A 26,831-nucleotide genomic window follows, 5' to 3' on the forward strand; every position below is an offset into this window, starting at 1 on the left:
CCGCAAGCTTCGGGCCCCGCCCGGGCCAAAGCAAAGGAATTTGTGTCCCGAGGACGGGTAGGCACGGGTGACATCAAGGCCGACGACAGGAGACGAGGAAACGGTGATGCCGGAAATCCCGCCCGATCCGTTCGCCCAGGACTTCGATCACGCCCCCCTCACGGAGCCGGCCGCGGAGCACCTGGTGCACGGCATATGCTTCAAGACCGGACCGCCCCGACTGATCGGCACCGAGCTGGAATGGCTCGTGCTGGACGCCGAACGACCCTGGCTGCCACTGCCGCCCGAACGACTGGCGGCCGCCCACGAGGCCGCCTACGCCCTGCCGCTGCACTCACGGATCACCGTCGAGCCCGGCGGGCAGCTGGAGCTCAGCTCGGAGCCCGCCGCCTCCCTCACCGCGTGCGTGGACGACCTCCAGGAAGACCTCACCGCCGTACGCGCCGCCCTGGCCGCCCAGGGGCTGGCCCTGTGGGGCGTCGGCCAGGACCCGCGCCGCCCCTTGCGGCGGCTGCTGAACAGCCCGCGCTACGACGCGATGGAGACCTACCTCGACCGTACGGGCCCGGCCGGCCGGGCCATGATGCGCTCCTCCGCCTCCGTCCAGGTCTGCGTGGACGCCGGTCACGAGGAGCCGGGCCCGCTCGGCTACGGCCGCCGCTGGCGGCTGGCCCACCTGCTGGGCGCGGTGCTGGTCGCCGCGTTCGCCAACTCGCCGGCGCGCGAGGGCCCGTACCGGGGCTGGCGGTGCGCCCGGCAGGGCATCTGGAACGACCTCGACACGCGGCGCTCCCTGGCACCGCCACTGGACGCCGAACCGCGGACCGGCTGGACCCGGCACGCCCTGGACACCGGGGTGATGTGCGTACGGTCCGAGGGCGACGGGCCGTGGCCGGTGCCGAGCGGGCTGACCTTCCGCGAGTGGCTGCGCGGCGACGTGCCCGCGGACGCCCACCCCGGCGGACTGCGTCCGCCCACCGCGCTGGACCTGGAGTATCACCTCAGCACCCTCTTCCCGCCGGTCCGGCCCCGCGGCCACCTGGAGCTGCGGATGATCGACGCGCAGCCCGGAACGGACGGCTGGCTGGTGCCCGCCGCCGTCGTGCACGCGCTCTTCGACGACCCGGAGGCCGCCGAGACCGCGTACCGGGTGTCCAAGTCGCTGGCCGACGCCTACGGCGGCCGGGCCGCCCCGCGCAATCCGCTCTGGCGCACCGCCGCCCGGGAGGGGCTCGCCGACCCCGAACTGCGGTCGGCCGCGGCCGCGTGCTTCCTGGCGGCCCGCGAGGCGCTGCCGCGCCTCGGTGCGAGCACGCACGTACGCGACACGGTCGGCGCCTTCACCGAGCGCTACGTCCTGCGCGGTCGCTGTCCGGCCGACGAAGCCGAGGAGGACGACCTGTGGCAGCCCGCCGGGAAGGGACACCGCACATGAGCATCGACAGCCCGCACTGGAGCGCCGACCGCGCGGGCCGGAGCGCCGACGGCCCGCCCGGGAGCGCCGACCCCGAGGCCCTGCGCGCACGCGCCGTGGCCGCCCTGACCGCCGCGCGGGTGCGCACCGCCGCGCTGACGGACCCGGTGGACGACCGGGACCTGACCGCCCAGCACTCCCCCCTGATGTCGCCGCTCGTGTGGGACCTGGCGCACATCGGGAACATGGAGGAACTCTGGCTGCTGCGCCACGTGGCCGGGCGCGAGTCCCTGCGCCCGGAGATCGACCCGCTGTACGACGCCTTCGAGCACCCCCGCTCCGAACGGCCGAAGCTGCCGCTGCTCGGCCCGGCGGAGGCCCGCCGGTACGCGGCCGAGGTGCGGGGCCGGGTCTTCGACCTGCTGGAGAGCGTCCCGTTGGAGGGCACCGGGCTGCTGACCGACGGCTACGTCTTCGGGATGATCGCCCAGCACGAGCAGCAGCACGACGAAACCATGTTGATCACTCATCAGCTCAGGGCGGGCGCACCGGTGTTGACCGCCCCGGAGCCGAGCCCCCCACAGGGCCCGCCCCCGGCCGCGGCCGAGGTCCTCGTACCGGCGGGGCCGTTCACGATGGGGACCTCCACCGAGCCCTGGTCGCTGGACAACGAGCGGCCCGCGCACGTCCGCGACGTCGCGGCGTTCCTGATCGACACGACTCCGGTGACCAACGCCGCGTACCAGGCCTTCATCGCGGACGGCGGCTACCGGGAGCCCCGCTGGTGGGCGCCCGAGGGCTGGGAGCAGATCCGCGCCCACGCCATCGTGGCGCCGCTGTTCTGGCACCGGGAGGGCGACCAGTGGCTGCGCCGCCGGTTCGGGGTGACCGAGCCCGTACCCGCCGACGAGCCGGTGCTGCACGTCAGTTGGTACGAGGCGGACGCGTACGCCCGCTGGGCGGGGCGTCGGCTGCCCACCGAGGCGGAGTGGGAGAAGGCGGCCCGCCACGACCCGGCCGGCGGGCGGTCCCGCCGCTATCCGTGGGGCGACGCCGATCCGACGCCGGCGCACGCCAACCTGGGCCAGCGCCACCTCCGACCGGCCCCGGCGGGCGCCTATCCGGCCGGCGAGTCCCCGCTGGGGGTGCGCCAGCTGATCGGCGACGTGTGGGAGTGGACCGCCTCGGACTTCATGCCGTACCCCGGCTTCAGCGCCTTCCCCTACCGGGAGTACTCCGAGGTGTTCTTCGGCCCGGAGCACAAGGTGCTGCGCGGCGGTTCCTTCGCCGTGGACGCGGTCGCCTGCCGGGGCACCTTCCGCAACTGGGACCTGCCGGTCCGGCGGCAGATCTTCTCCGGCTTCCGGACCGCGAGGGACGCCTGATGTGCCGTCACCTCGCCTACCTGGGGCCGGAGGTGGCTCTGGGTCGGCTCCTCGACGAGCCCGAGCACTCCCTCGTACGGCAGTCCTGGGCGCCGCGCCGCCAGCAGTACGGCACGGTCAACGCCGACGGGTTCGGCGTCGGCTGGTACGCGCCGGGCGACCCCGTGCCGGCGCGCTACCGGCGGGCCGGGCCCGTCTGGGGCGACCTGACCTTCACCGACCTGGCCCGCGTCGTGCGCAGCGGCGCGGTACTGGCCGCCGTACGCGACGCCACGCTCCCGGGCGCGGACGGGGAGGCCGCGGCGGCGCCGTTCGCCTCGGGGCCCTGGCTGTTCAGCCACAACGGAGCCGTCCGCGACCATCCCGACTCCGTGGCCGGGCTCGCCGCGGCGCTGCCGCCCCGGGAGCTGCTCCAGCTGGCCGCCCGCACCGATTCGGCCCTGGTGTGGGCGCTGGTCCTGCGCCGGCTGCGGCAGGGCGACGACCTGGGCACGGCACTCGCCGAGGCGGTGCGCGAGGTGTCCTCGGCCGCTCCGGGCTCCCGGCTGAACCTGCTGCTGACCGACGGCGCGGCCATCGCGGCGACCGCTTGGGGCGACTCCCTCTGGTACCTCTCCGATCCGCCGGGCGGCCGCGCCGTCGTGGCGTCGGAACCGTACGACGACGATCCCCGGTGGTGCGAAGTGCCCGACCGGACCCTGTTGACCGCCACCCGTACGAGGGTCGCCCTGACCCCACTCAAGGAGACCACCCCGTGAGCGACTTCCAGTTGACCCGGACCCTCGACGAGAACGCCGCCGAGACGGCGCTGCGCACGGACGTCCTGCGGGGGTTGACCGCCTCCCCCAAGGAGCTGCCGCCCAAGTGGTTCTACGACACCCGGGGCAGTGAGCTCTTCGAGGAGATCACCCGCCTGCCCGAGTACTACCCGACGCGCGCGGAGCGGGAGATCCTGTTGGAGCGGGCCCAGGAGATCGCGTCGGTGAGCGGGGCGCGCACCCTGGTGGAGCTGGGTTCCGGTTCCTCGGAGAAGACCCGGCACCTGATCGAGGCGATGCCCGCGCTGCGGACGTACGTCCCGGTGGACGTGAGCGAGAGCGCGCTGACCGGGGCGGCCGAGGCCCTGCTGGCCGAGCATCCGGGGCTGGACGTGCACGCGCTGTTGGCGGACTTCACGCAGCCGCTGCGGCTGCCGCAGTCGCAGGGCCCGCGGCTGGTGGTTTTCCTCGGCGGGACCGTCGGGAACCTGCGGCCGCCGGAGCGGGCCGCGTTCCTGGCGTCCGTCCGGGCGATGCTGTCGCCCGGGGACGCGCTGCTGATGGGAACGGACCTGGTGAAGGACGAGGCCACGCTGGTGGCGGCGTACGACGACGCCCGAGGGGTGACGGCCGAGTTCAACAAGAACGTACTGGCCGTCATCGACCGGGAGTTGGGCGCGGACTTCCACACCGCCGACTTCACGCACGTGGCGGTGTGGAACCGGGAGCAGGAGTGGATCGAGATGCGGCTGCGCGCCCGGTCGGCGGTGACGGTGAAGATCCGGGCCCTGGACCTGGTGGTGCCGTTCGAGGCGGGCGAGGAGATCCTGACGGAGGTGTCGGCGAAGTTCCGTCAGGAGGGGGTGCGCAGGGAACTCGCGGCGGCGGGGCTTGAGTTGACACAGTGGTGGACGGACGCGGAGGGACGTTTCGCGCTGTCCCTGTCGGTGGCGGACGGTATCGCGGGCTGATCCGTCCGGTGGGACGGTCGGCCGGGTGAGCGGCCGGCCGGCCGCGGCTGCGCCGGGATCGCGGGCAGCGGCGGCCGGGCGGGGGGCACGGACTCCGGAGCCGGGGCCAGGTCCTGCGGGAGGGGCCTCGGGGCCGGCCGCTCCGCCGGGACCGCTCGCGGAACCGGCGCGTCCGCGAGGACGGGCGCCGCGGCCGGCCGCTCCGTACCGGCGAGCACGGCGAGGCGGGCGGCCGCGGCGAGGTCCCGCCGGTCGGCGTACCGGCCCGCCGGGATCCGCGGCAGCAACCACACCTCGGCCCGTACGCCGCGGGCCCGGGCGATCCGCCAGAGGGAGGCGGTCAGCGGGTCGTCCCCGACGAAGGCGGGCGCCCCGGCGAGCTCCCCGTCCGGCAGCCGGTACCCGATCCGTACGGGCTGTACGGGAACCCGCGCGTCCAGCGCCGACTGGAACGCGGCCCGCCGGAACGGGCCGTGGGCACGCCCGCACCAGGTGGAGCCCTCGGGAAAGACGGTGACCCGGTTCCCTGCCAGCAGGACCCGGGTGAGGGTGTCGACGGTGGCGGGCAGGGCCCGGATCCGGTCGCGTTCGATGAACAGGGTGCCGGCCCGGGCGGCGAGCCCGCCGACGACCGGCCAGCCGCGGATGTCGCTCTTGGCGAGCATCCGCGAGGGCAGGACGGCGGCGACGAGCGGGACGTCCAGCCAGGAGATGTGGTTGGCGACGATCAACCGGCCCCCGTCCGGCCCCGGAGCCCCGTGCACGGTGATCCGTACGCCGAGGGACCGGAGCAGGACGGTCGCCCAGGCGCGGACCAGGGCGTGGCGGGAGCGGGCCGGGAGCAGCCGTACCGGCGGGGCGGTCAGGACGGCGAGCAACAGCAGGGCCAGGGCGGCGGCCAGCCGCAGCACCGCGCGCGGGACGCCCGCGGCCCGCCCGGTGTGGGCGGCGCAGGCAGCGGGGGCACAGGGCCCGGTGGGCAGCCAGACGCTCATGCGCCCGGGGCGAGCGAGAGGAAGTGGTTCAGGTAGCGCGGGTTGGTCCGGCGCAGGGAGAGCAGGACGTACAGGTCGGCGCAGCCGAAGTGGGTGTCGAGGGCCGGCTCGCCGCAGACCCAGGCGCCGAGGCGGAGGTAGCCGCGCAGCAGCGGCGGCAGTTCCATCCGGCCGGGGACGGTGATGCCGTCGGGGGTCCAGGGCAGGTGCGGAGTGACCCGGTGCTCCTCGGGGGCGAGGTTGCGGGCCAGGACGGTCTCCCGGGTCGCGGCGGCCAGGGCCCCGCCGTCGGCGAGCGGGACCGAGCAGCAGCCGGCGAGCCAGTTGTGGCCGGCGCGGTCCATGTAGCGGGCGAGGCCGGCCCAGACGAGGGCGATGACGGCGCCGTTGCGGTGGTCGGGGTGGACGCAGGACCGGCCGACCTCGACCAGGTCGGGGCGGATCGGGGCGAGCGCCGAGAGGTCGAACTCGCCCTCGGAGTAGAGGCGACCCGCGACGGCGGCGCGTTCCGGGGGCAGCATCCGGTAGGTGCCGACGACCTGCTCGGTCTCCTCGTCGACGACGAGGAGGTGGTCGCAGTGGGCATCGAAGGCGTCGGAGTCCAGGCCGGGCTCGGGCCCGTCCAGGCGGGCGCCGAGCTCTCCGGCGAAGACCAGGTGGCGCAGCCGCTGGGCGGCGCGCACCTCGTCCTCGTCGCGGGCGAGGCGGACGGTGTAGCGCGGGGCGCCGGCGGTGGGTGCGAGGGGGGACGGGGACAGGGGGGCGATGGTCATGGCTGCTCCTGATCCGGGCACGGGGTGCCGGGCCGCAGGTGGCGGACCCGGCTCCTCTACTTCTTCCGTGACCGGCTGGATTCGACATGACCGCTCAGCGGCCCTTGGATGTGCGGACGCTGAACTCGGCGCTCGACGACGGTGAGCGACGGCAAGGCTCGGCGGGAGGGCTCGGCCGGAGCGCCCGGCCGGGGCTCAGCGGTCGGAGCTGAGCACCTGGCTGATCGTGTCGGAGGCGTTCCTCGCCGCCTCCTTGGGGTCCTGGCCGGTGAGCACGGCCGTCATGTACGGCTTGATCGGGTTCTTGGCCTCCAGCTCGGCCCATCGGGCGGACTTGGGGGTGGCCCGGCCCTGGGCGGCGCCGGGGGCCATGTTCGCGGCGCCCTCGTTGCCGTCGACGAGGTGCGCGAGGGTGGTCTTGTTCGGTACGTAGCTCATGCTGCGGGCGAGCTCGGTCTGCCACTTCTCGCTGACCAGGGCGGTGATCAGGTCCACGGCGCGGGTGCGGTTCTTCGTCCGCTCCGGGATGATCAGGTCGGATCCGCCGGTGAGGACCGCGCCGGCCTTGTCCGAGGTCTTGCCGGGTATCGGGAAGAAGCCGAGCTTGCCCTTGAGCTCCGGGTTGGCGGCTTCGATCCGGGCGGCCTGACCGGGCGGGCCGATGATCTGGGCCACCTGGCCGCGGGCGAAGACGTCGGACTGCGGGGGCGTCTCCTCGTCGGCGTCCTTGGGACCGTCGCCGAGCCCTTGGAGCTGCTTGTAGAACTCCATCCCGGCCAGCGCCTTCTCGTCGTCGAGGGCGCCGATCCACTGGCCGCTGGTCTCGACGGCGAGCTCGCCGCCCTCGTCCCAGATGAACCCGGCGAGGACGTACCAGTTCTGACCGGGCAGGTAGATGCCCTGCTGGTCGCCCTTGTCGAGCTTCTGGGTGGCGGAGATCCACTCCTGGCGGTTCTTGGGGGTGGTCTTGATCCCGGCGGTCGCGAAGAGGTCCTTGTGGTAGATCACCACCCGGTTCGCCGCGTACCAGGGCACCCCGTACTGGGCGCCGTTGACGCTGCCGGGGTCGGAAAGGCCCTTGAGCCAGTCCTTGCTGCCCCATGCGCGCAGGCCTTCCAGGGTCACCTCGGAGAGGCCGCCGGTCTCGACGTACTGGGCGACCTGGGTGTTGCCGACCTCGATGACGTCGGCGCTCTCCTTGCCCTTGCCGGCGAGCACGGCGTTGACCTTCTCGCCGATCCCGGTCCACTCCTGGATCTTCACTTCCAGGTCGACGCCGGGGTGCCCCTTCTCGAAATCGGCGGTGAACTTCGCGATGAAGTCCTCCGAGGCGCTGCCCTTCATCAGCCAGAGCGTCACCTTCTCGGACCCTTCGGCCGACCCTCCCACCAGACTGCAGCCGGTAAGGGCGGTCGCGGCCGCGAGGGCCGTGCACACGGCAAGGAAGCGCATCTTCAAGGGGTCACCTTCTGGGGATTGTTCTCAGATGGCTTGAAATTGGCATAGACCAATGGGTGGGTCAAGGGCCTTTCACCCGGGATTGTTCACGCAAAGTTCGCGGACCTGCCCGTACTGGGGCACCTTGGAACAAGGCATCACGACGACCGGCGGGAGAATCCATGTCCAACCACACCTACCGGGTGACCGAAATCGTCGGCACCTCCACCGAGGGCATCGATCAGGCCATCCGGAACGGCGTCTCGCGCGCGGGCCGGACGCTGCGCAACCTCGACTGGTTCGAGGTCACGCAGATGCGCGGGCACATCGAGAACGGCGAGGTGGCGCACTACCAGGTCGGCCTGAAGGTCGGCTTCCGCCTCGACGACGAGGAGGCGTGAGCGCGCGCGGGGGGCTGGGCTGAGGAGCGGGCCCGCGGGCGGCCGTACGCCGGAGCCTGGCGGGCCGCTCAGGTACGGGCCGGGGGGGTACGCGGCGGTACCCCGGCCCGCTCAGGTGCGGCCCTCGCCCTCCTGGGCGGCCTTCAGCTCCGGCGCGTCCGCCGCCCAGTTCGCGAGGACGACCCGGAACCCGGCGGCGCGGGCCGCCTGGCAGACCAGCTCGTCGTCATCGACCAGCATCCGCACCTCGCGGCCGCGCGCGATCCGCTTCAGCACCTCCAGCTTGGTCTGCCGCGCCGGGCGGCGGTCCTGGTTCCCGCGCATCCACAACCGGCCCTCGGGCAGCCCGTGTCGGGCCAGCCAGGCGACGGTGTCGGCCCGGCAGCGTTCCGGCCGGCCGGTCAGGTACACGACCTCGCAGTCCGTCGCGCTCTCCACGGCCAGCGCCACCCCGCGGGCGAGCGGCGGATCGGCCGGAGCGGCGCCGAAGAACCCGTCCCAGTTCCGGGGCCGGCCCTCCAGGAAGTGCTGCCGGTGCGCGGTGTCAGCGAGGGTGTTGTCGAGGTCGAAGACGGCCAGCGGGCGGTGGGACGCGTTCTCGGTCATGACCGCAGCCTAGGCCGCCCCTACGACACCCGAGGAGGCCCTCGCGGCAGCCGGGGCGTCGCGGCCACCGGGGGGCCGGGGAGGCGGGCGCGCGGGCCGGGAAGGCGGGCGCGCGGGCCGGGGAATCCTCGCCGCCGCCCGGTGTTGAGATGGGTGTGATCCGAAGAATCTCGATACTCGACCGGTCCCGCACCCGCGAGGGGCATCCCGCCCCGCAGGCCCTGCGCGACACCGTGGAACTCGCCCGCACCGCGGAACGGCTCGGCTACCACCGGTTCTGGGTGTCGGAGCACCACAGCGTGCCCGGGGTGGCGGGCTCCGCGCCGACCGTCCTGGCCGCCGCCGTGGCCGCCTCCACCCGCCGCATCCGCGTCGGTACCGGCGGGGTCATGCTGCCCAACCACCAGCCGCTGGTGGTCGCCGAGCAGTTCGGGGTGCTGGAGGCCCTGTTCCCCGGTCGGATCGACATGGGCCTCGGCCGTTCCGTCGGCTTCACCAACGGGATCCGCCGGGCCCTGGGCCGCGACACCACCGACGCCGACCGCTTCGAGGAGCAGCTGGCCGAGCTGCTCGGCTGGATCGACGGCACGCAGCGGGCCCACCCCGCGGTGCACGCCCGACCGGCCGAAGGGCTGCGGATCCCGGCCTTCGTCCTGGCCACCGGTGAGGGCGCCGGCATCGCGGCCCGGGCCGGGTTGCCGATGGTGGCGGGAGACCTGCGCGGGCGGGAGCGGCTCGTGGAGACCGTCGAGCGGTACCGCGAGGAGTTCCGGCCGTCCGCCCTTGGCGGCGAGCCGTACGTCGTGGTCTCCGGGACGGTGGCGGTCGCCGCCACGGAGGAGGCCGCGCGGCGCGTCCTGCTCCCGGAGGCGTGGGCCGTGGCCCATTCGCGGACCCGGGGCAGTTTCCCGCCCCTGCGGCCCGCGGAGGAGGTGGAAGCGCTGGAGATGACCCCGAAGGAGCGGGAGCTGTACGAGGGTGCCCTCGTAGGGCACATCGCCGGTACGGAGGAGCAGGTCGCCGCCGAGTTGGTCCTGGTCGCCGAGCAGACGGGCGCCGATGAGCTGCTGGTCACCACCTCCACCCACGACCGCACCGCCCTGCTGGACACCTTCGACAGGCTGGCCCGGATCGCGGGCCTCTAAACTGGGGCGAATGCACCACTCCCCCGATCCCGAGACCCGTACGACGCCGGACGCGCCCGACCCCTGCGTACGGGTGCGGGGCGCCCGCGAGCACAACCTGCGCGGGGTCGACGTGGACATCCCGCGCGACACCCTGACCGTCTTCACCGGCGTGTCCGGCTCCGGCAAGAGCTCGCTGGCCTTCGGCACCCTGTACGCGGAGGCGCAGCGTCGCTACTTCGAGTCCGTGGCCCCGTACGCGCGCAGGCTGATCCACCAGATCGGCGCCCCGAAGGTGGACTCCGTGACCGGGCTACCGCCGGCCGTCTCGCTTGAGCAGCGGCGTTCCTCGCCGGGTTCGCGTTCCTCGGTGGGGACGGTGACCCTGTTGTCGAACTCCCTGCGGATGCTGTACTCGCGGGCGGGCGCCTATCCGCCGGGGGCGCCGCGGCTCGACTCGGACTCCTTCTCCCCCAACACGGCCGTCGGGGCCTGCCCTTCCTGTCAGGGGCTCGGCCGCGTCCACCACACCCGCGCGGAACTCCTCGTGCCTGACCCCGATCTGTCGATTCGTCAAGGGGCCATCGCCGCGTGGCCGGGTGCTTGGCAGGGCAAGAACCTGCGGGACATCCTGGACGCGCTCGGGTACGACGTGGACGTGCCGTGGCGGGCACTGCCGGAGCGGGACCGTGAGTGGATCCTGTTCACCGAGGAGCAGCCGGTGGTCACGGTGCACCCGGTGCGGGACGCCGACCGGATCCAGCGGCCCTACCAGGGCACCTACATGAGTGCCCGCCGCTACGTGATGCGGACCTTCTCCGACACCAGGAGCGCCACCCTGCGGGCGCGCGCCGAGAGGTTCCTCACCGACTCGCCGTGCCCGGTGTGCGCGGGTCGCCGGCTGCGGCCGGAGGCGCTGGCGGTGACGTTCGCGGGCCGGACCATCGCGGAGTTGGCGGCGCTGGCACTGACCGAGCTGGACGGCGTCCTGGCCGGCGCCGATCTGCGCGACGAGGCGGCGCGGGTGCTCGCCGAGGACCTGCGCTCGCGCATCGCCCCGGTCACCGAGCTCGGTCTCGGCTACCTGAGCCTGGACCGGACCGCGCCCTCGCTCTCGGCGGGCGAACTCCAGCGGCTGCGGCTCGCCACGCAACTGCGGTCGGGGCTGTTCGGGGTGGTGTACGTCCTGGACGAGCCGTCGGCGGGGCTGCACCCGGCCGACACCGAGGCGCTGCTGACCGTGCTGGACCGGCTCAAGGCGGCCGGGAACACCGTCTTCGTGGTGGAGCACAGCATGGACGTGGTGCGGCACGCGGACTGGCTGGTGGACGTCGGGCCGCTCGCCGGGGAACACGGCGGGCAGGTGCTCCACAGCGGCCCGCCGCGGGAGCTGGCCGGGGTGCGCGACTCGGCGACGGCCCGGCACCTGTTCGCCGAACGCGGGCCCGCCGAGCCCCGGCCGGTACGGACGGCGACCGGGACCGTACGGCTGACGGGCGTGGACCGGCACAACCTGCGGGGCGTGGACGCGGAGTTCCCGCTCGGCGTCTTCACGGCGGTGACCGGGGTGTCCGGGTCGGGCAAGTCGACGCTGGTCGGACGGGCTCTGGCCGAAGAGGTGGCCGGGCGACTGGCGGAGCCGGACTTCCCGGTCCGGCGGCTGGTGGAGGTGGACCAGAAGCCGATCGGACGTACCCCGCGGTCCAACCTGGCCACGTACACCGGCCTGTTCGACGTGGTGCGCAAGCTGTTCACCGCCGCCCCAGAGGCGCGGGCGCGGGGGTGGAAGGCGGGCCGGTTCTCCTTCAACGTGACGGGAGGTCGCTGTGAGACCTGCCAGGGCGAGGGCTTCGTATCGGTGGAGCTGCTGTTCCTGCCCAGTACCTATGCCCCGTGCCCGCAGTGCGCGGGTGCCCGCTACAACTCCGAGACGCTGGAGGTCCGTTACGGCGGTCTGAACATCGCCGAGGTGTTGGGCCTGACCGTGGAGTCGGCGGGGACGTTCTTCGCGGAGGTACCGGCGGCGGCGCGCGCCCTGCGGGCCCTGGAAAACATCGGGTTGGGGTACCTGCGGCTGGGCCAGCCCGCGACGGAACTGTCGGGCGGCGAGGCGCAGCGCATCAAACTCGCCACGGAACTCCAGCGGTCGCGCCGCGACCACACCCTCTACCTGCTGGACGAGCCGACGACGGGGCTGCATCCGGCCGATGTGCGGGTGCTGTTGCGGCAGTTGCACGGGCTGGTGGACGCCGGGCATTCGGTGGTGGTCGTGGAGCACGACATGGAGGTGGTGGCGGGCGCGGACTGGGTCGTCGACCTGGGCCCGGGCGGTGGCGCGGAGGGCGGCCGGATCGTCGCGGCGGGTACTCCGTCGGAGGTGGCCGACTCCCCCACCGGCCGGACCGGCCCCTACCTGGCGCGCGCCCTGGGCCGGTAGGGAACGTCCGCGCGGGGCAGCCGCTACACGTCGCCCGGGAGCAGGTGTTGCGGGTGCTCGCGGAAGGACCAGGCGCCACGACTGCGGGTGAACACCCAGACGAGGTCGTAGCGGTCGGGCCAGGTCGCGGGGACACCGAGGACGTGTTGCGCGCCGAGGCCGCGGATCAGGGCGGGCAGTCCGGTGTGTTCCCAGCAGATGAGTACGGGCATCGGGGCGGCCAACGCGGCGTGGATCAGGGCCTGTTCCGTGCCGAGGGCGAACCCGGAGCGCACGGGGGTCTTCAGCGCGGTGGCGAGCGGCGCCAGGGTCTGGCGGCAGCGGGCGGGCGCGGTCGCCGGACCGCCGGTCGCGAACAGGGCGCCGGGCCGGGGCAGCGAGGCCCTCGGGGCCGGCGCGAAGAGGCGGGGCAGTTCCTCGGCGCGGCGCCGGCCGCGGCCGGCGAGGAAGCCGGGGTCCTCGTTGCCCTCGTCGTCCTCACCGGTGTCCCCGGCATAGGGCTTCTCCGCGTGCCGGATCACCATGACGAGGGCGTCCTTCGCGGAGGACGGCGGTCCGGGGGCCGGCGGGGCCGGCTCGTCCCGCGCGGAGCACCCGGCCACCGCGAGGGGGGCGAGGGCGGCGGCCAGTACGGTGCGACGGCGCGGTCCGGTCCCGGCGGGGGCTTGTGGCATGGGGCCACTGTCGCCGACCGGCCGGGCACGGCCGCGGCGCGGCGCGGCGTACGGCCCGTACGAGCGCCCGGTCGGGCGATCGGCTCGGCCGATCGGCCCAGAACGGGGGTCCGGGCGCCCGTACGGGGGCATGGGGCGCGGGCGGGTCGGGGGCCGCACGGGGTGGGGCACACGGGGGCGGGGCCCCCGCGCCGGCGCGGGGCCGACGGCGACGGCGACGGCGACGGCGACGGCGACGGCGGTCAGGTCTTGCGGATCGCCCGGAGCCACTCCTTGTTCATCGCGGCGATCGACGGCAGCGGGATGCCCTTGGGGCAGGCCGTGGCGCATTCGCCGGTCAGGGTGCAGCCGCCGAAGCCCTCGTCGTCCATCCGAGCCACCATGTCCAGCACCCGGGTCTCGCGCTCCGGAGAGCCCTGCGGGAGCACGTTGAGGTGGTTGACCTTGGCGGAGGTGAACAGCATCGCCGACCCGTTGGGGCAGGCCGCCACGCAGGCTCCGCAACCGATGCACTCGGCGTGCTCGAAGGCGAAGTCGGCGTCGGGCTTGGGCACGGCGGTGGCGTGCGCCTCGGGGGCCGCGCCGGTCGGCGCCGTGATGTAGCCGCCGGCCTGGATGATGCGGTCGAAGGCGCTGCGGTCGACGACGAGGTCCTTGACCACCGGGAAGGCCGACGCCCGCCACGGCTCGACGTCGATGGTGTCGCCGTCGGCGAAGGACCGCATGTGGAGCTGGCAGGTGGTGGTGCGCTCGGGGCCGTGGGCGTCACCGTTGATGACGAGGCTGCACGCGCCGCAGATGCCCTCGCGGCAGTCGTGGTCGAAGGCGACCGGGTCCTCACCGCGCAGGATGAGTTCCTCGTTGAGGGTGTCGAGCATCTCCAGGAAGGACATGTCCTTCGAGATGCCGTCGACCTCGTAGGAGGCCATCGCGCCGGGGGCGTCGGCGTTGCGCTGGCGCCAGACGCGCAGGGTGAGCTTCATGCGTAGCTCCGCTGTGTGGGGTGGACGTACTCGAAGACGAGGTCTTCCTTGTGCAGGACGGGTGCGGCTCCGGTGCCCCGGTACTCCCAGGCGGCCGCGTAGCCGAACTCCTCGTCGCGGCGGGCCGCTTCGCCGTCCGGGGTCTGGGACTCGACGCGGAAGTGACCGCCGCAGGACTCGGCGCGGTGGAGGGCGTCGAGGCACATCAGCTCGGCGAGTTCCAGGTAGTCGACGACCCGGTTGGCCTTCTCCAGCGACTGGTTGAACTCCTCGCCGCTCCCGGGAACCTTGATGCGCCGCCAGAACTCCTCGCGGATCTCGGGGATCCGGGCGAGCGCCTTGCGCAGTCCTTCTTCCGTTCGGGCCATCCCGCAGTACTCCCACATGAGTTCACCGATCTCGCGGTGGAAGGAGTCGGGGGTGCGGTCGCCGTCGACGGCGAGCAGCTTGGCGAGGCAGTCGCGGGTCTCGCGGACGGCGGCCGCCGCCTCCGGGTGGCCGTCGTCGACCTCGTCGTGGTGCGGGTGCCGGGCCAGGTAGTCGTTGATGGTGGACGGCAGCACGAAGTAGCCGTCACCGAGGCCCTGCATGAGCGCGGAGGCCCCGAGGCGGTTGGCGCCGTGGTCGGAGAAGTTGGCCTCGCCGATCGCGAACAGGCCCGGGACGGTGGTCTGGAGGTCGTAGTCCACCCACAGTCCGCCCATCGTGTAGTGGACCGCCGGGTAGATCCGCATGGGGACCTCGTACGGGTTCTCCGCGGTGATCCGCTCGTACATCTCGAAGAGGTTGCCGTACTTCTCGGCCACCTTGTCCTTGCCCATGCGGCGGATGGCGTCGGCGAAGTCCAGGTACACGCCCTGGCCGCCCGGTCCGACGCCGCGCCCCTCGTCGCAGACGTTCTTCGCGGCGCGGGAGGCGATGTCGCGGGGGACGAGGTTGCCGAAGGAGGGGTAGATCCGCTCCAGGTAGTAGTCGCGCTCCGCCTCGGGGATCTCGACGGCGGGACGGGTGTCGCCCTGGGCCTTGGGGACCCAGATCCGGCCGTCGTTGCGGAGGGACTCGCTCATCAGGGTGAGTTTGGACTGGTGGTCGCCGGTGCGCGGGATGCAGGTGGGGTGGATCTGGGTGAAACAGGGGTTGGCGAAGTGGGCGCCGCGCCGGTGCGCCCGCCAGATGGCGGTCGCGTTGGAGTTCATGGCGTTGGTGGAGAGGTAGAAGACGTTGCCGTAGCCGCCGCTCGCGAGGACCACCGCGTCCGCGTAGTACGTGGAGATCTTCCCGGTGATCAGGTCGCGCGCCACGATGCCGCGGGCGACGCCGTCCACCGTGATCAGGTCGAGCATCTCGGTGCGGGCGTGCATCTCCACGTTGCCGGCGGCGATCTGCCGGGACAGGGCCTGGTAGGCGCCGAGCAGGAGCTGCTGGCCGGTCTGGCCGCGGGCGTAGAAGGTGCGGGAGACCTGGACGCCGCCGAAGGAACGGGTGTCGAGGAGGCCGCCGTACTCGCGGGCGAAGGGGACGCCCTGCGCCACGCACTGGTCGATGATCTCGACGGAGATCTGCGCGAGGCGGTGGACGTTGGACTCGCGGGCGCGGAAGTCGCCGCCCTTGACGGTGTCGTAGAAGAGGCGGTGTACGGAGTCGCCGTCGTTGCGGTAGTTCTTCGCGGCGTTGATGCCGCCCTGCGCGGCGATGGAGTGGGCGCGGCGCGGGGAGTCGGAGAAGCAGAACTGGACGACGTGGTAACCCTGCTCGGCGAGGGTGGCGCCGGCCGCGCCGCCGGCCAGGCCGGTGCCTACGACGATGATCCGGTGCTTGCGCCGGTTCGCCGGGTTGACCAGCTTGGCCTCGAAGCGGCGCCGGTCCCAGCGCTCGGCGATGGGGCCCTCGGGGGCCTTGGTGTCGGCGATCGGCTCGCCGGTGGCGTAGTCCGCGTACGACGTGTGCGGGTCGTGGGATCCGTTGGGGTCGTGGGACCCGTGGGGTCCGGTGTGCGCGGGGGTCTCGTGTGCGCTCATGGTCAGCTCACCACTCCGGTCATGACGGCGACGGGGACGGACACGAAGCCCGCGAAGAGGACGAGGGCCAGGGCATTGGCCAGGAACTTCAGGGTCCGGTCGCGCCGGGCGTTGCCCGCGCCGAGGGTCTGGGCGGCGCTCCAGAAGCCGTGGCGGACGTGCATCCCGAGCGCGGCCATCGCGACCAGGTAGATCGTGTTGCCGTACCAGGTGGAGAAGGTGGCGAGGACGTTCTCGTACGGGTGGCCGGCCCAGGCGCGCTCGTTGACCGTGAGCGTGGTCAGGTCGAGGAGGTGCCAGACGATGAAGAGGGCCAGGATGACGCCGCCCCAGCGCATGGTGCGGGTGGCGTAGCTCGCCCGCCGGCGCTTGTGGGCGTACTTCACCGGGCGCGCCTTGATGTCGCGGCGGCTGAGCTGGTACGCGCAGACGGCGTGGGCGACGACCGCGGCGACGAGCACCACGCGGACGATCCACAGCGCCCACTCGTGGTGCAAGAAGGGGGACCCGAGGGTGCGGAGCCAGTGGGCGTAGCCGTTGAACTCGTCCGCCCCGAAGAAGATCTTGAGGTTGCCGAGCATGTGCACGACGAGGTAGCCGAGCATGATCAGGCCCGATGCCGCCATTACGGACTTCTTGCCGACGGTGGAGTCCCAGAGCGTGCGCGTGGTGGACGGCCGTTGATCCGTCCGCGTTGCCAGAGCCATGACGTCGACGGTAAGGACTTAAGTCCCGAAAGGTCCAAGACATGGTGGAGCTGATCGCGATAGGCATTGCCTATCGACGGGGCTAGTCTGGCGACATGCAGTTCCAACAGCTCGTGTACTTCGTGGCCGTCGCCGAGACCCGGCACTTCACCCGGGCCGCCGAACGGGAGCACGTGGCCCAGCCCTCCCTGTCGCAGCAGATCAAGGCTTTGGAACGGGAGCTGGGGGCCGAGCTCTTCAGCCGGGTACGGGGCAACATCGCCCTCACCGACGCGGGCGAGGCCCTGCTTCCGCTGGCCCGCCGGATCCTGGCCGACGCGGATACGGCACGGCTGGAGGTGCAGGAGTTGGCGCAGCTGCGCCGCGGACGGGTCCGGCTGGGAGCCACCCCGAGCGTGTGCACGGGCATGCTGCCCGCCGCGCTGCGCGCCTTCCACACCGCACACCCGGGCATCGAGCTGTTGATCGAGGAGAGTGGTTCGCTGGACCTCGTACGGGAGCTCGCGCGCGGGCTTCTGGACCTGGCCCTGATCACCCTGCCGCTGCCGCCGTCGGCGCCCGCCCTGACCACGGTGGAGTTGCTCACCGAGGACTTGCTGGTGGTTTCCTCGGCGGACCTCCCGCCCCCGGCGGGCGGGGGCGAGCTGACCATCGCCGATCTGCGGGACGAGCCGATGGTGATGTTCCGCCACGGCTACGACCTGCGGGACCTCACCGTGGGCGCCTGTCGGGCGGCAGGCTTCGAGCCGACGTTCACGGTGGAGGGTGGCGAGATGGACGCGATCCTCGGCTTCGTCCGCGCCGGGCTCGGGATCGCGGTGGTCCCGGCCATGGTCGTCGAACACGGCGGCCCGGGCCTGCGCGCGACCCGCCTCGCGGGCTCACCCCTGCGCCGCACGATCGCCCTGGCCCACCGCACGGACGTCGCACCCCCGCGTGCGGCCCGCGAGCTGAAACGCCTCCTCCTGGGCTGACGCCCCCCCGGCCGAGGCAACCGGGCGCCGGGGCCGCGCCCGAGACCAGCCGGCGTCCTCGGGGCCACCCCGGACACCAGGACCGTTGCGGCCGGCCGCCACCGAAGTGGGTCCACAGTCGACCTCCCGCCGCGCAGGGTAGCCCTCACCCCCTCCGCCCTCGCTGTTCCCCGGTGCCGCGTCAGGTGCCCCGTTGCCGCGTCAGGCCGGGCGTATCGGCAGGGCGGAATCGAGGCCGTGGGCGAGCATCGTGAACGCGCGGTCCGCGTCGGCCACCGCGGCCGGGTAGGCCTCGTCGGCGCTCTGACCGGCGGCGAGCCGACGCCAGTTCTCCCGACCCAGCTCGTGACGCACCGCGACCAGGTGCACGGCCGCCAGCCGCGCGGTGAGCGGCGCCACGGCCTCCGATTCCAAGGCTTCGGCGAGGAGTTCCACCTCCCGGTCCGAGTAGTGCGACAGCCGCAGCTCCAGGCTGGGAGTGCTGTAGAGGAGCCCTTGGAAGGCGAGGACGTTCGGGTGGTCGCAGAGCCCGGTGATCGGGTCCCGCTCGGCGAGGGCGGCCAGGAAGTGCGCGTGGACCGCCCCGACCGGACTGCGGTCGGCGGACCGTTCGCGCACGATCCGTGCCGCCTCGTCCTGATGGTCGGCGAACCGGTCGAGAACCAGGTCCTCCTTGCTGGGGAAGTACCGGAACAGGGTGGGTTTGGACACCTCCGCCGCCGCGGCGACATCGGCCACCGATACGGCATCGAAGCCCCGCTCCAGGAAGAGTTCCAGCGCCGTGGCCGCCAGCTGGCGGCGCGTACGCAGTTTTTTGCTCTCGCGCAGACCCGTCGTGTTTTCCATGCCCACACCGTAGCACGAAATATTGACCAAGTAACTTTCCTTACCCGGTTGCTTTTTCTCCGTCGGCGCGCTTTCCTGGAACCCGGCGACAACGAGAGGACGACCGATGACCGACGTACTGATCGTGGGCTCCGGCCCGACGGGACTGACCCTGGCCTGCGGGCTGGCCCTCAACGGCGTTGACGTGCGCGTCGTCGACCAACGCCCCGGCCCGCACCGTGAGTCCCGGGGAAAGAGCCTCAATTCGAGCAGCCTGCGGGTCCTCGAACAGCTGGGGGTCGCCGCGAGGATGACGGCCATCGGCACGGCGGACCTGGTGTTCCGCAAGTACTTCGACGGTGCCCACATCAGCGATACCCCCTTCACCGACGCCCTGTTCCTGGGGCAATGGCAGATCGAGGAGGTACTGCGGGAGCGGCTCGCGGAACTCGGCGTGCGGGTCGAGTACGGGACCGGGATCACCGGGATCCACCAGGACGCGGACGGGGTGACGGCGCAACCGGCCGGCGGCCCGGCCCTCCGGAGCCGCTACCTCGCGGGGTGCGACGGCGGCCGCAGCACGACGCGCAAGCTGCTCGGCATCCCCTTCGAGGGCAGCACCGAGGAGCAGTCGATGATGGTCCTCGGTGACGTGAGCGCCCCCGGGCTGAGCCGCGAGTACTGGCACCAGTGGTTCACTTCGGACGGCGCGGCCATGCTGCTCTGTCCGATACCGGGGACCGACTCCTTCCAGCTCCAGGCCTCGCGGGAGCTCGACCCCGACGGGGAGCCGTTGCCGCCCTTCCTCGAAAGCTTCCAGCGGCTGTTCGACCGGCACGCCCGGATGCCGGGGGTCGAACTGGCGGATCCCACCTGGATGTCGACCTGGAGGGTCAACGTCCGCGTGGCCGCGCGGCTGCGGCAGGGCCGGGTCTTCCTCGCCGGGGACGCGGGGCACGTCCATCCCATCGCCGGCGGGCGGGGCATGAACACCGGGGTGGAGGACGCGGCGGCCCTCGGCCGGGCCCTGACCGCCGGCCTGAGCGCGCCGTCCGGAACGGTACGGGAGGAGTTCCTGGCCCGGTACGAGGCGGAGCGGCTACCGGTTGCGGCCGAGCTGCTGGCCGACACGACGGAACGGCTGGAGCGGGTCCTCGCGGCGGTGCGCGAGCCGGGCCGGGGAACGGAGGCGGCTCTGCGCTGACCGATACCGAAGGCGAAGCCGACCGTGCCCCGGATAGCACGGACGGCGGCCGTCGGGACGCCGAACCCACCGGCCACCCCCAACACCCTTGCTGACCACCACGCCAACGGCCGTCCGCCCCTCGGCTCCTCGGGGGCGGCGGTGCACCGGGGCCGCGCCAGGCCTCGGCCGGAATGGAGCCGGCCACGTGAGGGCGCCGGCCAGGTGGGGTGCCGGTCAGGTGGGGGTGGGGACCGCGTCGGAGAGGGAGAGGGTGTGGATACGGTCCGGGGAGCCGGGCCGGGCGTAGTACCAGCCCTGGGCCGTGTCGCAGCCGAGGTCGCGGAGCTGGGCGGCCTGGACCCCGGTCTCCACGCCCTCGACCGTCACGGCCAGTTCGAGGCTGTGGGCCAGCGCGACGATGCCCTCCACGATCTTGACGTCGACGGGGTTGGCCGGCTGCTGCTGCATCCCCTGCGTGAAGGAGCGGTCCAACTTCAGGACGCTGACGGGGAGGCGGCGCAGGTTGGCGAGGTTCGAGTAGCCGGTGCCGAAGTCGTCCAGGGCGATGTCCACGCCCAGGGCGGCGAGCCGCCGCAGCGGTTCGAGGAGCTCGTCGTCGGCCCCTATCAACGCCGACTCGGTGACTTCCAGGCACAGCGCGCCCGGAGCCAGGCCCGAGCTCTCCAGGACCCGTACCGTGTCGGCGACCAGGCCGGGGTGGTGGAGCTGGGTCGGGGACAGGTTGACGTTGACGCGCAGGCTGGAGCCGCCGTGCTGGAGCTGCCAGCGCCGGGCCTGCCGGACGGACTCCTCCAGGACCCAGCGGCCGAGCGGCACGATGAGCCCGGTCCGTTCGGCGAGCGGGATGAACCGGTCGGGGCCGAGGACCCCGTACTGGGGGTGCGACCAGCGCACCAGCGCCTCCGCGCCCCGCACGCTGCCGTCGTGCATGTGCACCAGGGGCTGGTACTCGATGAAGAACTCACCGCGTTCCAGCGCGGCGGGCAGCGCGTTGGTCAGGCCGTGCCGGGTGATCGCGCGGGCGTCGGCCTCCTCGTCGGCGAACTCGAAGCGGTTCCCGCCCGCCGCCTTGGCCCGGTACATGGTGATGTCGGCGCTGCGCAGCACCTCCGCCGCGGTCCGTGCGCCGGCCCGGCCCTCGACGATGCCGATGCTGCCCCGCACGGTCAGCTCCCGGCCCTCCAGCCGGATCGGCGTGGACAGGGCGGAGAGGATCCGCACCGCCAGGTCCGTCCCCTTCTCCTCGTTGTCGGCGGCGGGTCCGGTGGTCAGGGCCACGAACTCGTCCCCGCCCAGCCGGGCCACCACCTCGCCCGGTCCGGTCGCGCAGCTCTGCAGTCGGTCGGCGACCTCCACCAGGAGCCGGTCGCCCGCCGAGTGGCCCAGGCTGTCGTTGACCGCCTTGAACCCGTCGAGGTCGAGGTAGCACAGGCCGAAGCTGCTCGCCCCGCCCGCGCTCAAGGCCTTCTCCAGCCGCTCGAAGAAGAGCGTCCGGTTGGGCAGCCCGGTCAGCGCGTCGTGGGTCGCCTCGTAGCGCAGCCGCAGGTTCAGCAGCCGGCGTTCGGTGGTGTCCTCCATCAGGGCCAGCTGGTACTGCGGGGTGCCGTCGGTGTCGCGCAGCAGGGACACCGTCAGGTTGGTCCACAGGACGGTGCCGTCGTGCCGGTAGTACGGCTTCTCCACCCGGTAGTGCTCGCGCTCCCCGCGCACCAGCTCCCCGTACATGCGCCACACGTGCGGGGTGTCGTCGGGGTGTCCCCACTCGCTGACGTTGCGGCCCCGGACGTGCCCCTCCAAACCGCCGAACATCTGCAGCAGGGTGTCGTTGACCTCCAGGACGTTGCCCTCCAGGTCGGCGATTCCGATCCCGATGGCCGCCCCCTCGAAGACCGCCCGGAAGCGTTCCTCGCTGGCGTGGAGGGCCTGCTGGGCGTCGCTGCGGGCCGTGAGCGCGGAGCGGGCGATGGCCTCCTGCTCCTTCAGGGTCCGCTCGCGCAGCGCGCGGGCGAATCCGGCCGCGATGCCGTGCTGGAGGCGGGCACACCGGGACCGGTACTCCTCGGTGCCCTCCGTCCCGGAGCCGTCGGGCCCGCAGTAGAGCACGAGGTAGGACTCGACCACGCCGAGAGTGCCGGCCAGGGCTTCGGGGTCGGTGCAGTGCACGGCGACGAGTTCGGCGCCCACCCGCTGGGCGACCGAGGCGTCGAAGGGCCGGGCGTGCAGGGCCTCGGTGAGGGTGCGGGTGAGCGGTACGAGGTGCAGTTCGAACTCGGGCCGGGTCAGCGAAGTGGCCGTGACGGGGAAGATCGCCCGCCCCCAGATGGTCGCGAAGCGCCCGATCCGGTCCTCCAGCCCGCTGCGCGGCTCGCGCAGTGGCTCCCGCCCCGGGACGGGGCCGGTCGGCTGCGCGGAGGCGCCGGGCGGGCCCGGGGCGGTACCGAAGGCGACGGCCTGCGGGAAGGCCCGACCGGTAGGCGCGGGCGGCGGTGTGGGAGCGGGAAGTCTCACGCCTTGCGTCCCACGCCGCCGAAGCCCGAGAAGGCGTACGGGTCCTCCGGCTCGTCGCCCTCGGCGAGCGCCTCGGCGCGGTCCGGGCGCCAGTCCGGCATGGACACGAGACCGGGTTCGAGCAGGTCGAAGCCGTCGAAGAAGCCGCCGACCTGCTCCCGGGTGCGCATGACGAGGGGGTTGCGGATGTCCCGGTAGACGGTGACGACGCCGCCCGCCACCTCCTGGGTGAGCGGGATCCCCTCGAACGAGGCGTGCGTGAGGACGAGCAGGCTGCCCGGGGCCAGCGCGTCGCGCAGCTCGGCGACGGCGGCGTACGGGTCGTCCGCGTCCTCGATGAAGTGCAGGACCGCGACGAGCAGCAGCGCGACGGGCCGGTTCAGGTCCAGCAGTCGGCCGACCTCGGGGGCGGCGAGGATCTCCTGCGGCTTGCGCAGGTCGGCCGCGACGACACCGGTGCGTTCGTCGCCGTCGAGGACGGCGCGGCTGTGCGCCACGGCCACCGGGTCGTGGTCGACGTAGACCACGTTCGCTTCGGTGCTCGCCGCGTGGGCGATCTCGTGGACGTTGCCGAAGGTCGGGATGCCGGAGCCGATGTCGAGGAACTGCGTGATGCCCTCGGCGACGGCGTGCCGGACGGCGCGGCGCATGAATGCCCGGTTGGCCTGCATGACCTTGGGGAGCCCCGGCATGAATTCCATGGCGCGGCGGGCCGCCTGGCGGTCGACCTCGAAATTGTGGGAGCCGCCCAGGTAGTAATCGTAGATGCGGGACACGCTCGGCACCGATATGTCGATGCCTGCCGGGGCCCAGGCGGGGCGCTCCATCGGGGTCTCCAAGCCGTAGTCGTGCCGTGGTCCGTCCGGGGGCGGGACGGGGGTCGGACTCCTGTCCGAGCCGAATGTACTGATCATTGCCCAACCGAGCGAGTAAAAGCGGAAATTGGCGGTCCGTTCTTGGTCACACACCAAAGGTTCGAGCGGGTCCGGACAGGGGTGTCTCTGAATCCGACAAATACCTTTTGGGAATTGAACAGCGGCTGATCAGACACGGTCACCGACTGGCTCAAACCTCTATGGTCCCAACTCCGCCCGTTCAGGCGAACCGAGCTCGTCCCCCACGTGCGCGGGCGCGCGCGGGCCCATGCTCCCCGGGTGAACAGAGCCTGTGCCAGGCGCCTGCTGGCGGTCCCGGTCCTGCTGTGGGCGGCGCTGGCCGTCACGCCGGCCGTGGCCGATAGCCGCGCATACGCGACCTTCGAATCCGGCGACGGCGGAGCGTCCCTCACGGTGTCCGCCACCGCCGGCGGCGGCGTGGGCGTGGCCATGCGAGGTGGCGGACATCACGGCAGGGGGCACTGCAAGGGCCGCGGCGGACACTCCGGCGGAGGGCATCACGGCGGGCACGGTGGACACCACTGCCCACCGCCTCCGCCGCCGTGCCCGCCGAAGCCGACCCCGACCCCGACCCCACCGAAGCCGACCCCCACGCCCACCCCGACGCCCACCCCCACGCCGACTCCGAAGCCCCCGACCCCGACGCCCACACCGCCGCCCCCGAAGCCCGCTCCACCGGCTCCCGCTCCGCCCAAGCCGGCCCCCGTACCGGTGCCGAAGCCGCCCGTGGCGGCGCCGCCACCGCCCCGGGTGTACCCGGCGCCCGCTCCGCCGCCGCCCAAGCCCGCGCCGCAGCCGACGCCTCCCCCAGTGGGGACCCCGCCGCCCGCCCCCAAGCCGGTGGCTCGCCCCAGCTACCACGCACCGACCCGCAAACCGGCTGAACGTCACATCTCACCGGTCACCTTCACGCTCATGACCGCGGCTCCCGCCGTGCTCGCGATCGTCGCGCTGCGCCCGCGCTGACCGCGCGAGGCCGACCGACCGTGCCGGGCACACCCGCGCGACGGAGCGGCGGCTCACCGCAGCGGCTGCGCGCTCCCTCTCCTCTTCCCCTGTGACCACCGATTGGGAGTCATCTTGTCGGAATGGCTCGTCCTGTCCCTCGCGATGGCCGCGGCGTGCGCCGTGGTCCTTTCCATCGCCTTCTTCAACCACCGCAGGATCGGCGAGGACGACGATCCGAACGAAACCCCGGACGTCATCGAGTACATGACGATGATGATCGGGGTGATCTACGCCATCGTGCTCGGTCTCGCCATCGCCGGCGTCTGGGAAGGCAGAGGGGCCGCCCAGGAGTACGTCCGCCAAGAGGCCCAGGCCCTGCACGAGATCAGCGTCCGCTCCGAGGTCTACCCGGCCGAGGTCCGCAAGAAGATCCGCTCGGACGTCGACGCGTACGTGACGTACGTGGTGGACACCGAGTGGAAGGAGATGGCCGACAACGGCGAACTGACCGACCGCGGCGGCGAGCTGCTGGAACGTATCCGCCGTGACGTGACGGACTACGAACCGCAGACCGACCACGAGGGTCAGGCCTACCAGCCGCTGGTCGACCAGGCGGCGATGGTGGACGACGCCCGCAACTCACGCGGGCAGAGCGCCGGGGCCACCATGCCCGGGGTGGTGTGGTTCGGGCTGATCGCGGGAGCGCTGGTGACGGTGGGGCTGATCTTCACCCTCCAGATCCGGCGGTCGTTCCGCGAAATGCTGCTCGCAGGCCTGTTCAGCGCGCTGATCGCCTTCCTGCTGTTCCTGATCTGGGACTTCGACGCCCCCTTCGGGCGGGGCATCTCCGCGACCGCCGAACCCTTCCTCGCGCAGTTCCCGCACCTCGGACTGGGCGACTGAACGTCCGTGCCGGGCGCCCGGCGAACGGGCGCCCGGTGCGGACGACGGGACGACGGGGATCAGCAGACCCCCGGAGACACCCGGAGACGGCCGGAGACCGGTCGGGGACAAACCGGGAACGGGCCCCACGTCCCCGGTTCGGCCTACCGGTGTGCCCCATTCGCCCGTTCCTGATCGCGGGTGACCGGCCCCGCACCTAGCGTGGCGGACATCGAGGTGCACGACCCCTCACGTGCGGAAACGCTGCGCGGCTGCTCCTCGGGGATCCGGAGAACCAGCCATGGGTGCGATACGCAGCTCCGTCACCACCCTGTTCAGCGCCGGCGCCACGGGCGCGGCCCTCGCACTCGGCGCCCTCGGCGCGCCCGTCGCCCTCGCGGCGGAGGCAGCGCCCATCACCTCGTTCGGCTTCGCCATCACCCCCTCGACGGTGGCCCCCGGCGGGCAGACGGTGCTGTCGGTCACCGGCTGTGACGCGGCCTTCGCCACCGCCTCCTCCGGGATCTTCGACACCGTGAGCATCGGGCGCGGCCAGACCGTCCGGGTCACCGTGGACCGCGACGCCCGCCGCGGAGCCCAGTACTCCGTCTCCTTCACCTGCAACGGTGAGACCGGCTCGGCCGATGTGATGGTCGCGGGCGCCACGAGCACGCCCACCACGAGTTCGACCACGGGCCCCCGCGCGAACGCCTCACCCTCGGCATCCACCGCCGCCCCCGTCGCCCCCGTCGCCCCTGCGGCGTCATCCCCCGCCGCGGTCGTGTCCCCGCCGCGTACGACGGCCGCCGTCGTCCCCCCGCGCACCACCGCTCCCCCGGCGCCCCGTACGACGGCGGCGCCGCCCCCGCGCGCCACGACGGGTACCGTGACGGGCAATCCCACGGCCACGGCCGGTGCCATCCTCGGCGTCCGGGGCGGGCTCGGCGGCAGCGTCGCCGGGATGGACCCGCTGGAACTGGGCGCGGGCGCGGCCCTCTTCCTGCTGGCCTCCGGTGGCGCCGCGTACGCCCTGTACCGGCGCCGGACGTCCCACGGGCACTGACCCGACGGCCCGCGCCGCGGGCACCCCGGGGCCGTCCGACCCGAACGGCCGACCCCGTACGACCCTCACCCCGCGCGCCCGCGCGCGACCGACGTTCCTCTTCCCGCCCGCGAACCGCCGGTGGCCCCGAGGCCCGTGCGGGCCCGGGGCGACCGGCGGATCGTCAGGGCGGGCTACCGGCCCGCTCGGCCGGTCAGGCCCGGCCCGCCGGGACGTTACGACGGCGGCGCATCACGTGCACGCCCGCGCCGAGTGCCGCGGCACCGATCAGACCCGCGCCCATGGCCGTCTCGGCGGTGGACGGGCCGAAGGACCCGCCGATGCCGCCCTGGGCACCGCGGCCCGGAAGGATGGTGAAGCGGTGCGTGGCGACCAGGTTGTTGTCGTGGCACTTGACCGACAGCGTGTGGTGGCCCGGCGAGGCGTGGTTGAAGATCCGGACGGTCGCGAAGCCGATGGGGCCCGACGAAAGGTTCGTCTGCGGAAAGTTGCCGTGCGACCAGACGGTGCCGCCGTTGCGGCAACCGGCCGCGCTGACCTGCATCGAGGCGCCCTGGTGCACGGAGTACGGGTTGACCGTGACGTTGCTGGGCCCGGTGCCGCCGCCCTGCGGGTTCGCTTGAGCGGACGTGACACTGAGACCGATCGCGGCGCAAGCAGCCGCGGTCACGGTGAGAGCGCGGAAAACACGCATGGTGGAACCTCCAGCGGAAAGCGCCCCGGAGCGGTGGCTCCGGGCAGATCGACGAGAACGCCTCCCATGACGAACCCTCGGGCCGGTCCGCAACCGGCGCATGTCCACCTTTGGGCCGGCCGGTTGAGCGACACGCCGAAGATCGCGGAAT

At 73.0% G+C, this 26,831-nt stretch carries 24 protein-coding genes; 12 read left to right on the forward strand and 12 right to left on the reverse strand.

Going from position 1 to position 26,831, the window contains the following annotated elements:
* The first annotated feature begins 106 nt into the window (after window positions 1-106).
* Genes egtA through egtD form a run of 4 tightly spaced genes read left to right on the forward strand, consistent with a single transcriptional unit; the run spans window position 107 to window position 4,528 of the window.
* Window positions 107-1,435, forward strand: coding sequence for an ergothioneine biosynthesis glutamate--cysteine ligase EgtA (gene egtA, locus ACZ4XJ_RS04250; RefSeq protein ID WP_468495259.1), 1,329 nt, complete (start codon window positions 107-109; stop codon window positions 1,433-1,435).
* Window positions 1,432-2,799, forward strand: coding sequence for an ergothioneine biosynthesis protein EgtB (egtB, locus tag ACZ4XJ_RS04255; protein ID WP_468495260.1), 1,368 nt, complete (start codon window positions 1,432-1,434; stop codon window positions 2,797-2,799). Before egtA ends, egtB begins: the two co-directional genes overlap by 4 nt.
* Complete coding sequence (gene egtC / locus ACZ4XJ_RS04260) at window positions 2,799-3,557, forward strand: ergothioneine biosynthesis protein EgtC (protein ID WP_468495261.1); 759 nt, start codon at window positions 2,799-2,801, stop codon at window positions 3,555-3,557. The genes egtB and egtC overlap by 1 nt, the downstream gene beginning before the upstream one ends.
* Entirely contained in the window at window positions 3,554-4,528 is a 975-nt protein-coding gene (egtD, locus tag ACZ4XJ_RS04265) for an L-histidine N(alpha)-methyltransferase (protein WP_468495262.1), read from the forward strand. The genes egtC and egtD overlap by 4 nt, the downstream gene beginning before the upstream one ends.
* Here the strand turns inward: egtD and ACZ4XJ_RS04270 are convergent.
* From ACZ4XJ_RS04270 to ACZ4XJ_RS04280, 3 genes are all read right to left on the reverse strand, one after another.
* Window positions 4,411-5,523, reverse strand: coding sequence for a lysophospholipid acyltransferase family protein (locus ACZ4XJ_RS04270; RefSeq protein ID WP_468495263.1), 1,113 nt, complete (start codon window positions 5,521-5,523; stop codon window positions 4,411-4,413). The genes egtD and ACZ4XJ_RS04270 overlap by 118 nt on opposite strands.
* Window positions 5,520-6,296: a GNAT family N-acetyltransferase gene (locus ACZ4XJ_RS04275; protein WP_468495264.1), complete on the reverse strand. Its 777-nt coding sequence runs from the start codon at window positions 6,294-6,296 to the stop codon at window positions 5,520-5,522. The genes ACZ4XJ_RS04270 and ACZ4XJ_RS04275 overlap by 4 nt, the downstream gene beginning before the upstream one ends.
* A 195-nt stretch (window positions 6,297-6,491) precedes the next feature.
* Window positions 6,492-7,754, reverse strand: coding sequence for an extracellular solute-binding protein (locus tag ACZ4XJ_RS04280; RefSeq protein WP_468495265.1), 1,263 nt, complete (start codon window positions 7,752-7,754; stop codon window positions 6,492-6,494).
* A gap of 161 nt (window positions 7,755-7,915) precedes the next feature.
* Here ACZ4XJ_RS04280 and ACZ4XJ_RS04285 point away from each other — a divergent pair, with 161 nt between their 5' ends.
* Entirely contained in the window at window positions 7,916-8,134 is a 219-nt protein-coding gene (locus ACZ4XJ_RS04285) for a dodecin (RefSeq protein ID WP_362877038.1), read from the forward strand.
* Between the two features lie 111 nt (window positions 8,135-8,245).
* On the opposite strand, the gene ACZ4XJ_RS04290 is transcribed toward ACZ4XJ_RS04285, so the two are convergent.
* A complete protein-coding gene (locus ACZ4XJ_RS04290) occupies window positions 8,246-8,740 on the reverse strand; it encodes a phosphatase domain-containing protein (RefSeq protein ID WP_362877037.1) in 495 nt (164 codons plus the stop codon).
* 149 nt (window positions 8,741-8,889) lie between these two features.
* Between ACZ4XJ_RS04290 and ACZ4XJ_RS04295 the strand changes: the two genes are divergently transcribed.
* Both ACZ4XJ_RS04295 and ACZ4XJ_RS04300 read left to right on the forward strand, forming a co-directional pair.
* Window positions 8,890-9,885 (forward strand): LLM class flavin-dependent oxidoreductase, encoded by a 996-nt coding sequence (locus ACZ4XJ_RS04295; RefSeq protein ID WP_468495266.1) that lies wholly within the window; start codon window positions 8,890-8,892, stop codon window positions 9,883-9,885.
* A 10-nt stretch (window positions 9,886-9,895) separates the two neighbouring features.
* Window positions 9,896-12,301, forward strand: coding sequence for an excinuclease ABC subunit UvrA (locus ACZ4XJ_RS04300; RefSeq protein WP_468495267.1), 2,406 nt, complete (start codon window positions 9,896-9,898; stop codon window positions 12,299-12,301).
* A 23-nt stretch (window positions 12,302-12,324) separates the two neighbouring features.
* On the opposite strand, the gene ACZ4XJ_RS04305 is transcribed toward ACZ4XJ_RS04300, so the two are convergent.
* From ACZ4XJ_RS04305 to ACZ4XJ_RS04320, 4 genes are all read right to left on the reverse strand, one after another.
* On the reverse strand, window positions 12,325-12,975 hold the full coding sequence (locus tag ACZ4XJ_RS04305; RefSeq protein ID WP_468495268.1) for a hypothetical protein: 651 nt from the start codon (window positions 12,973-12,975) through the stop codon (window positions 12,325-12,327).
* 242 nt (window positions 12,976-13,217) lie between these two features.
* Window positions 13,218-13,958, reverse strand: a complete 741-nt coding sequence (locus ACZ4XJ_RS04310; RefSeq protein WP_468495269.1) for a succinate dehydrogenase/fumarate reductase iron-sulfur subunit — start codon at window positions 13,956-13,958, stop codon at window positions 13,218-13,220.
* Complete coding sequence (locus ACZ4XJ_RS04315; RefSeq protein WP_468495270.1) at window positions 13,955-15,976, reverse strand: fumarate reductase/succinate dehydrogenase flavoprotein subunit; 2,022 nt, start codon at window positions 15,974-15,976, stop codon at window positions 13,955-13,957. The genes ACZ4XJ_RS04310 and ACZ4XJ_RS04315 overlap by 4 nt, the downstream gene beginning before the upstream one ends.
* 2 nt (window positions 15,977-15,978) lie before the next feature.
* The gene (locus ACZ4XJ_RS04320) at window positions 15,979-16,683 is read right to left on the reverse strand and encodes a succinate dehydrogenase cytochrome b subunit (RefSeq protein ID WP_468495271.1); all 705 of its coding nucleotides are present in this window, start codon (window positions 16,681-16,683) and stop codon (window positions 15,979-15,981) included.
* Between the two features lie 95 nt (window positions 16,684-16,778).
* Between ACZ4XJ_RS04320 and ACZ4XJ_RS04325 the strand changes: the two genes are divergently transcribed.
* Entirely contained in the window at window positions 16,779-17,657 is an 879-nt protein-coding gene (locus tag ACZ4XJ_RS04325; protein ID WP_362877030.1) for a LysR family transcriptional regulator, read from the forward strand.
* 201 nt (window positions 17,658-17,858) lie between these two features.
* On the opposite strand, the gene ACZ4XJ_RS04330 is transcribed toward ACZ4XJ_RS04325, so the two are convergent.
* Complete coding sequence (locus ACZ4XJ_RS04330; protein ID WP_468495272.1) at window positions 17,859-18,503, reverse strand: TetR/AcrR family transcriptional regulator; 645 nt, start codon at window positions 18,501-18,503, stop codon at window positions 17,859-17,861.
* Window positions 18,504-18,609: 106 nt separating this feature from the next.
* Here ACZ4XJ_RS04330 and ACZ4XJ_RS04335 point away from each other — a divergent pair, with 106 nt between their 5' ends.
* Window positions 18,610-19,686, forward strand: a complete 1,077-nt coding sequence (locus ACZ4XJ_RS04335) for an FAD-dependent monooxygenase (protein ID WP_468495273.1) — start codon at window positions 18,610-18,612, stop codon at window positions 19,684-19,686.
* A gap of 216 nt (window positions 19,687-19,902) precedes the next feature.
* Here ACZ4XJ_RS04335 and ACZ4XJ_RS04340 read toward each other — a convergent pair whose 3' ends face one another.
* Both ACZ4XJ_RS04340 and ACZ4XJ_RS04345 read right to left on the reverse strand, forming a co-directional pair.
* Window positions 19,903-22,062: a putative bifunctional diguanylate cyclase/phosphodiesterase gene (locus ACZ4XJ_RS04340; protein WP_468495451.1), complete on the reverse strand. Its 2,160-nt coding sequence runs from the start codon at window positions 22,060-22,062 to the stop codon at window positions 19,903-19,905.
* 131 nt (window positions 22,063-22,193) lie between these two features.
* A complete protein-coding gene (locus ACZ4XJ_RS04345) occupies window positions 22,194-23,024 on the reverse strand; it encodes an SAM-dependent methyltransferase (RefSeq protein ID WP_468495452.1) in 831 nt (276 codons plus the stop codon).
* Between the two features lie 611 nt (window positions 23,025-23,635).
* Between ACZ4XJ_RS04345 and ACZ4XJ_RS04350 the strand changes: the two genes are divergently transcribed.
* From ACZ4XJ_RS04350 to ACZ4XJ_RS04360, 3 genes are all read left to right on the forward strand, one after another.
* Complete coding sequence (locus ACZ4XJ_RS04350; protein WP_468495274.1) at window positions 23,636-23,977, forward strand: hypothetical protein; 342 nt, start codon at window positions 23,636-23,638, stop codon at window positions 23,975-23,977.
* Between the two features lie 196 nt (window positions 23,978-24,173).
* The gene (locus tag ACZ4XJ_RS04355) at window positions 24,174-24,944 is read left to right on the forward strand and encodes a bestrophin-like domain (RefSeq protein ID WP_362877027.1); all 771 of its coding nucleotides are present in this window, start codon (window positions 24,174-24,176) and stop codon (window positions 24,942-24,944) included.
* Between the two features lie 280 nt (window positions 24,945-25,224).
* Complete coding sequence (locus ACZ4XJ_RS04360; RefSeq protein WP_362877026.1) at window positions 25,225-25,986, forward strand: hypothetical protein; 762 nt, start codon at window positions 25,225-25,227, stop codon at window positions 25,984-25,986.
* A 193-nt stretch (window positions 25,987-26,179) separates the two neighbouring features.
* Here ACZ4XJ_RS04360 and ACZ4XJ_RS04365 read toward each other — a convergent pair whose 3' ends face one another.
* On the reverse strand, window positions 26,180-26,680 hold the full coding sequence (locus ACZ4XJ_RS04365; protein WP_362877025.1) for a hypothetical protein: 501 nt from the start codon (window positions 26,678-26,680) through the stop codon (window positions 26,180-26,182).
* Window positions 26,681-26,831: the final 151 nt, after the last annotated feature.

It is taken from the genome of Streptomyces sp. NPDC029836, assembly GCF_055574495.1.

What these genes read in the sequence shown, in the direction of transcription:
- egtA (WP_468495259.1), top strand. Translation starts at nt 107, where the DNA reads ATGCCGGAAATCCCGCCCGATCCGTTCGCCCAGGACTTCGATCACGCC.
- egtB (WP_468495260.1), top strand. Translation starts at nt 1,432, where the DNA reads ATGAGCATCGACAGCCCGCACTGGAGCGCCGACCGCGCGGGCCGGAGC.
- egtC (WP_468495261.1), top strand. Translation starts at nt 2,799, where the DNA reads ATGTGCCGTCACCTCGCCTACCTGGGGCCGGAGGTGGCTCTGGGTCGG.
- ACZ4XJ_RS04270 (WP_468495263.1), bottom strand. Translation starts at nt 5,523, where the DNA reads ATGAGCGTCTGGCTGCCCACCGGGCCCTGTGCCCCCGCTGCCTGCGCC.
- ACZ4XJ_RS04275 (WP_468495264.1), bottom strand. Translation starts at nt 6,296, where the DNA reads ATGACCATCGCCCCCCTGTCCCCGTCCCCCCTCGCACCCACCGCCGGC.
- ACZ4XJ_RS04285 (WP_362877038.1), top strand. Translation starts at nt 7,916, where the DNA reads ATGTCCAACCACACCTACCGGGTGACCGAAATCGTCGGCACCTCCACC.
- ACZ4XJ_RS04290 (WP_362877037.1), bottom strand. Translation starts at nt 8,740, where the DNA reads ATGACCGAGAACGCGTCCCACCGCCCGCTGGCCGTCTTCGACCTCGAC.
- ACZ4XJ_RS04295 (WP_468495266.1), top strand. Translation starts at nt 8,890, where the DNA reads ATGGGTGTGATCCGAAGAATCTCGATACTCGACCGGTCCCGCACCCGC.
- ACZ4XJ_RS04300 (WP_468495267.1), top strand. Translation starts at nt 9,896, where the DNA reads ATGCACCACTCCCCCGATCCCGAGACCCGTACGACGCCGGACGCGCCC.
- ACZ4XJ_RS04305 (WP_468495268.1), bottom strand. Translation starts at nt 12,975, where the DNA reads ATGCCACAAGCCCCCGCCGGGACCGGACCGCGCCGTCGCACCGTACTG.
- ACZ4XJ_RS04310 (WP_468495269.1), bottom strand. Translation starts at nt 13,958, where the DNA reads ATGAAGCTCACCCTGCGCGTCTGGCGCCAGCGCAACGCCGACGCCCCC.
- ACZ4XJ_RS04315 (WP_468495270.1), bottom strand. Translation starts at nt 15,976, where the DNA reads ATGAGCGCACACGAGACCCCCGCGCACACCGGACCCCACGGGTCCCAC.
- ACZ4XJ_RS04320 (WP_468495271.1), bottom strand. Translation starts at nt 16,683, where the DNA reads ATGGCTCTGGCAACGCGGACGGATCAACGGCCGTCCACCACGCGCACG.
- ACZ4XJ_RS04325 (WP_362877030.1), top strand. Translation starts at nt 16,779, where the DNA reads ATGCAGTTCCAACAGCTCGTGTACTTCGTGGCCGTCGCCGAGACCCGG.
- ACZ4XJ_RS04330 (WP_468495272.1), bottom strand. Translation starts at nt 18,503, where the DNA reads ATGGAAAACACGACGGGTCTGCGCGAGAGCAAAAAACTGCGTACGCGC.
- ACZ4XJ_RS04335 (WP_468495273.1), top strand. Translation starts at nt 18,610, where the DNA reads ATGACCGACGTACTGATCGTGGGCTCCGGCCCGACGGGACTGACCCTG.
- ACZ4XJ_RS04345 (WP_468495452.1), bottom strand. Translation starts at nt 23,024, where the DNA reads ATGGAGCGCCCCGCCTGGGCCCCGGCAGGCATCGACATATCGGTGCCG.
- ACZ4XJ_RS04360 (WP_362877026.1), top strand. Translation starts at nt 25,225, where the DNA reads ATGGGTGCGATACGCAGCTCCGTCACCACCCTGTTCAGCGCCGGCGCC.
- ACZ4XJ_RS04365 (WP_362877025.1), bottom strand. Translation starts at nt 26,680, where the DNA reads ATGCGTGTTTTCCGCGCTCTCACCGTGACCGCGGCTGCTTGCGCCGCG.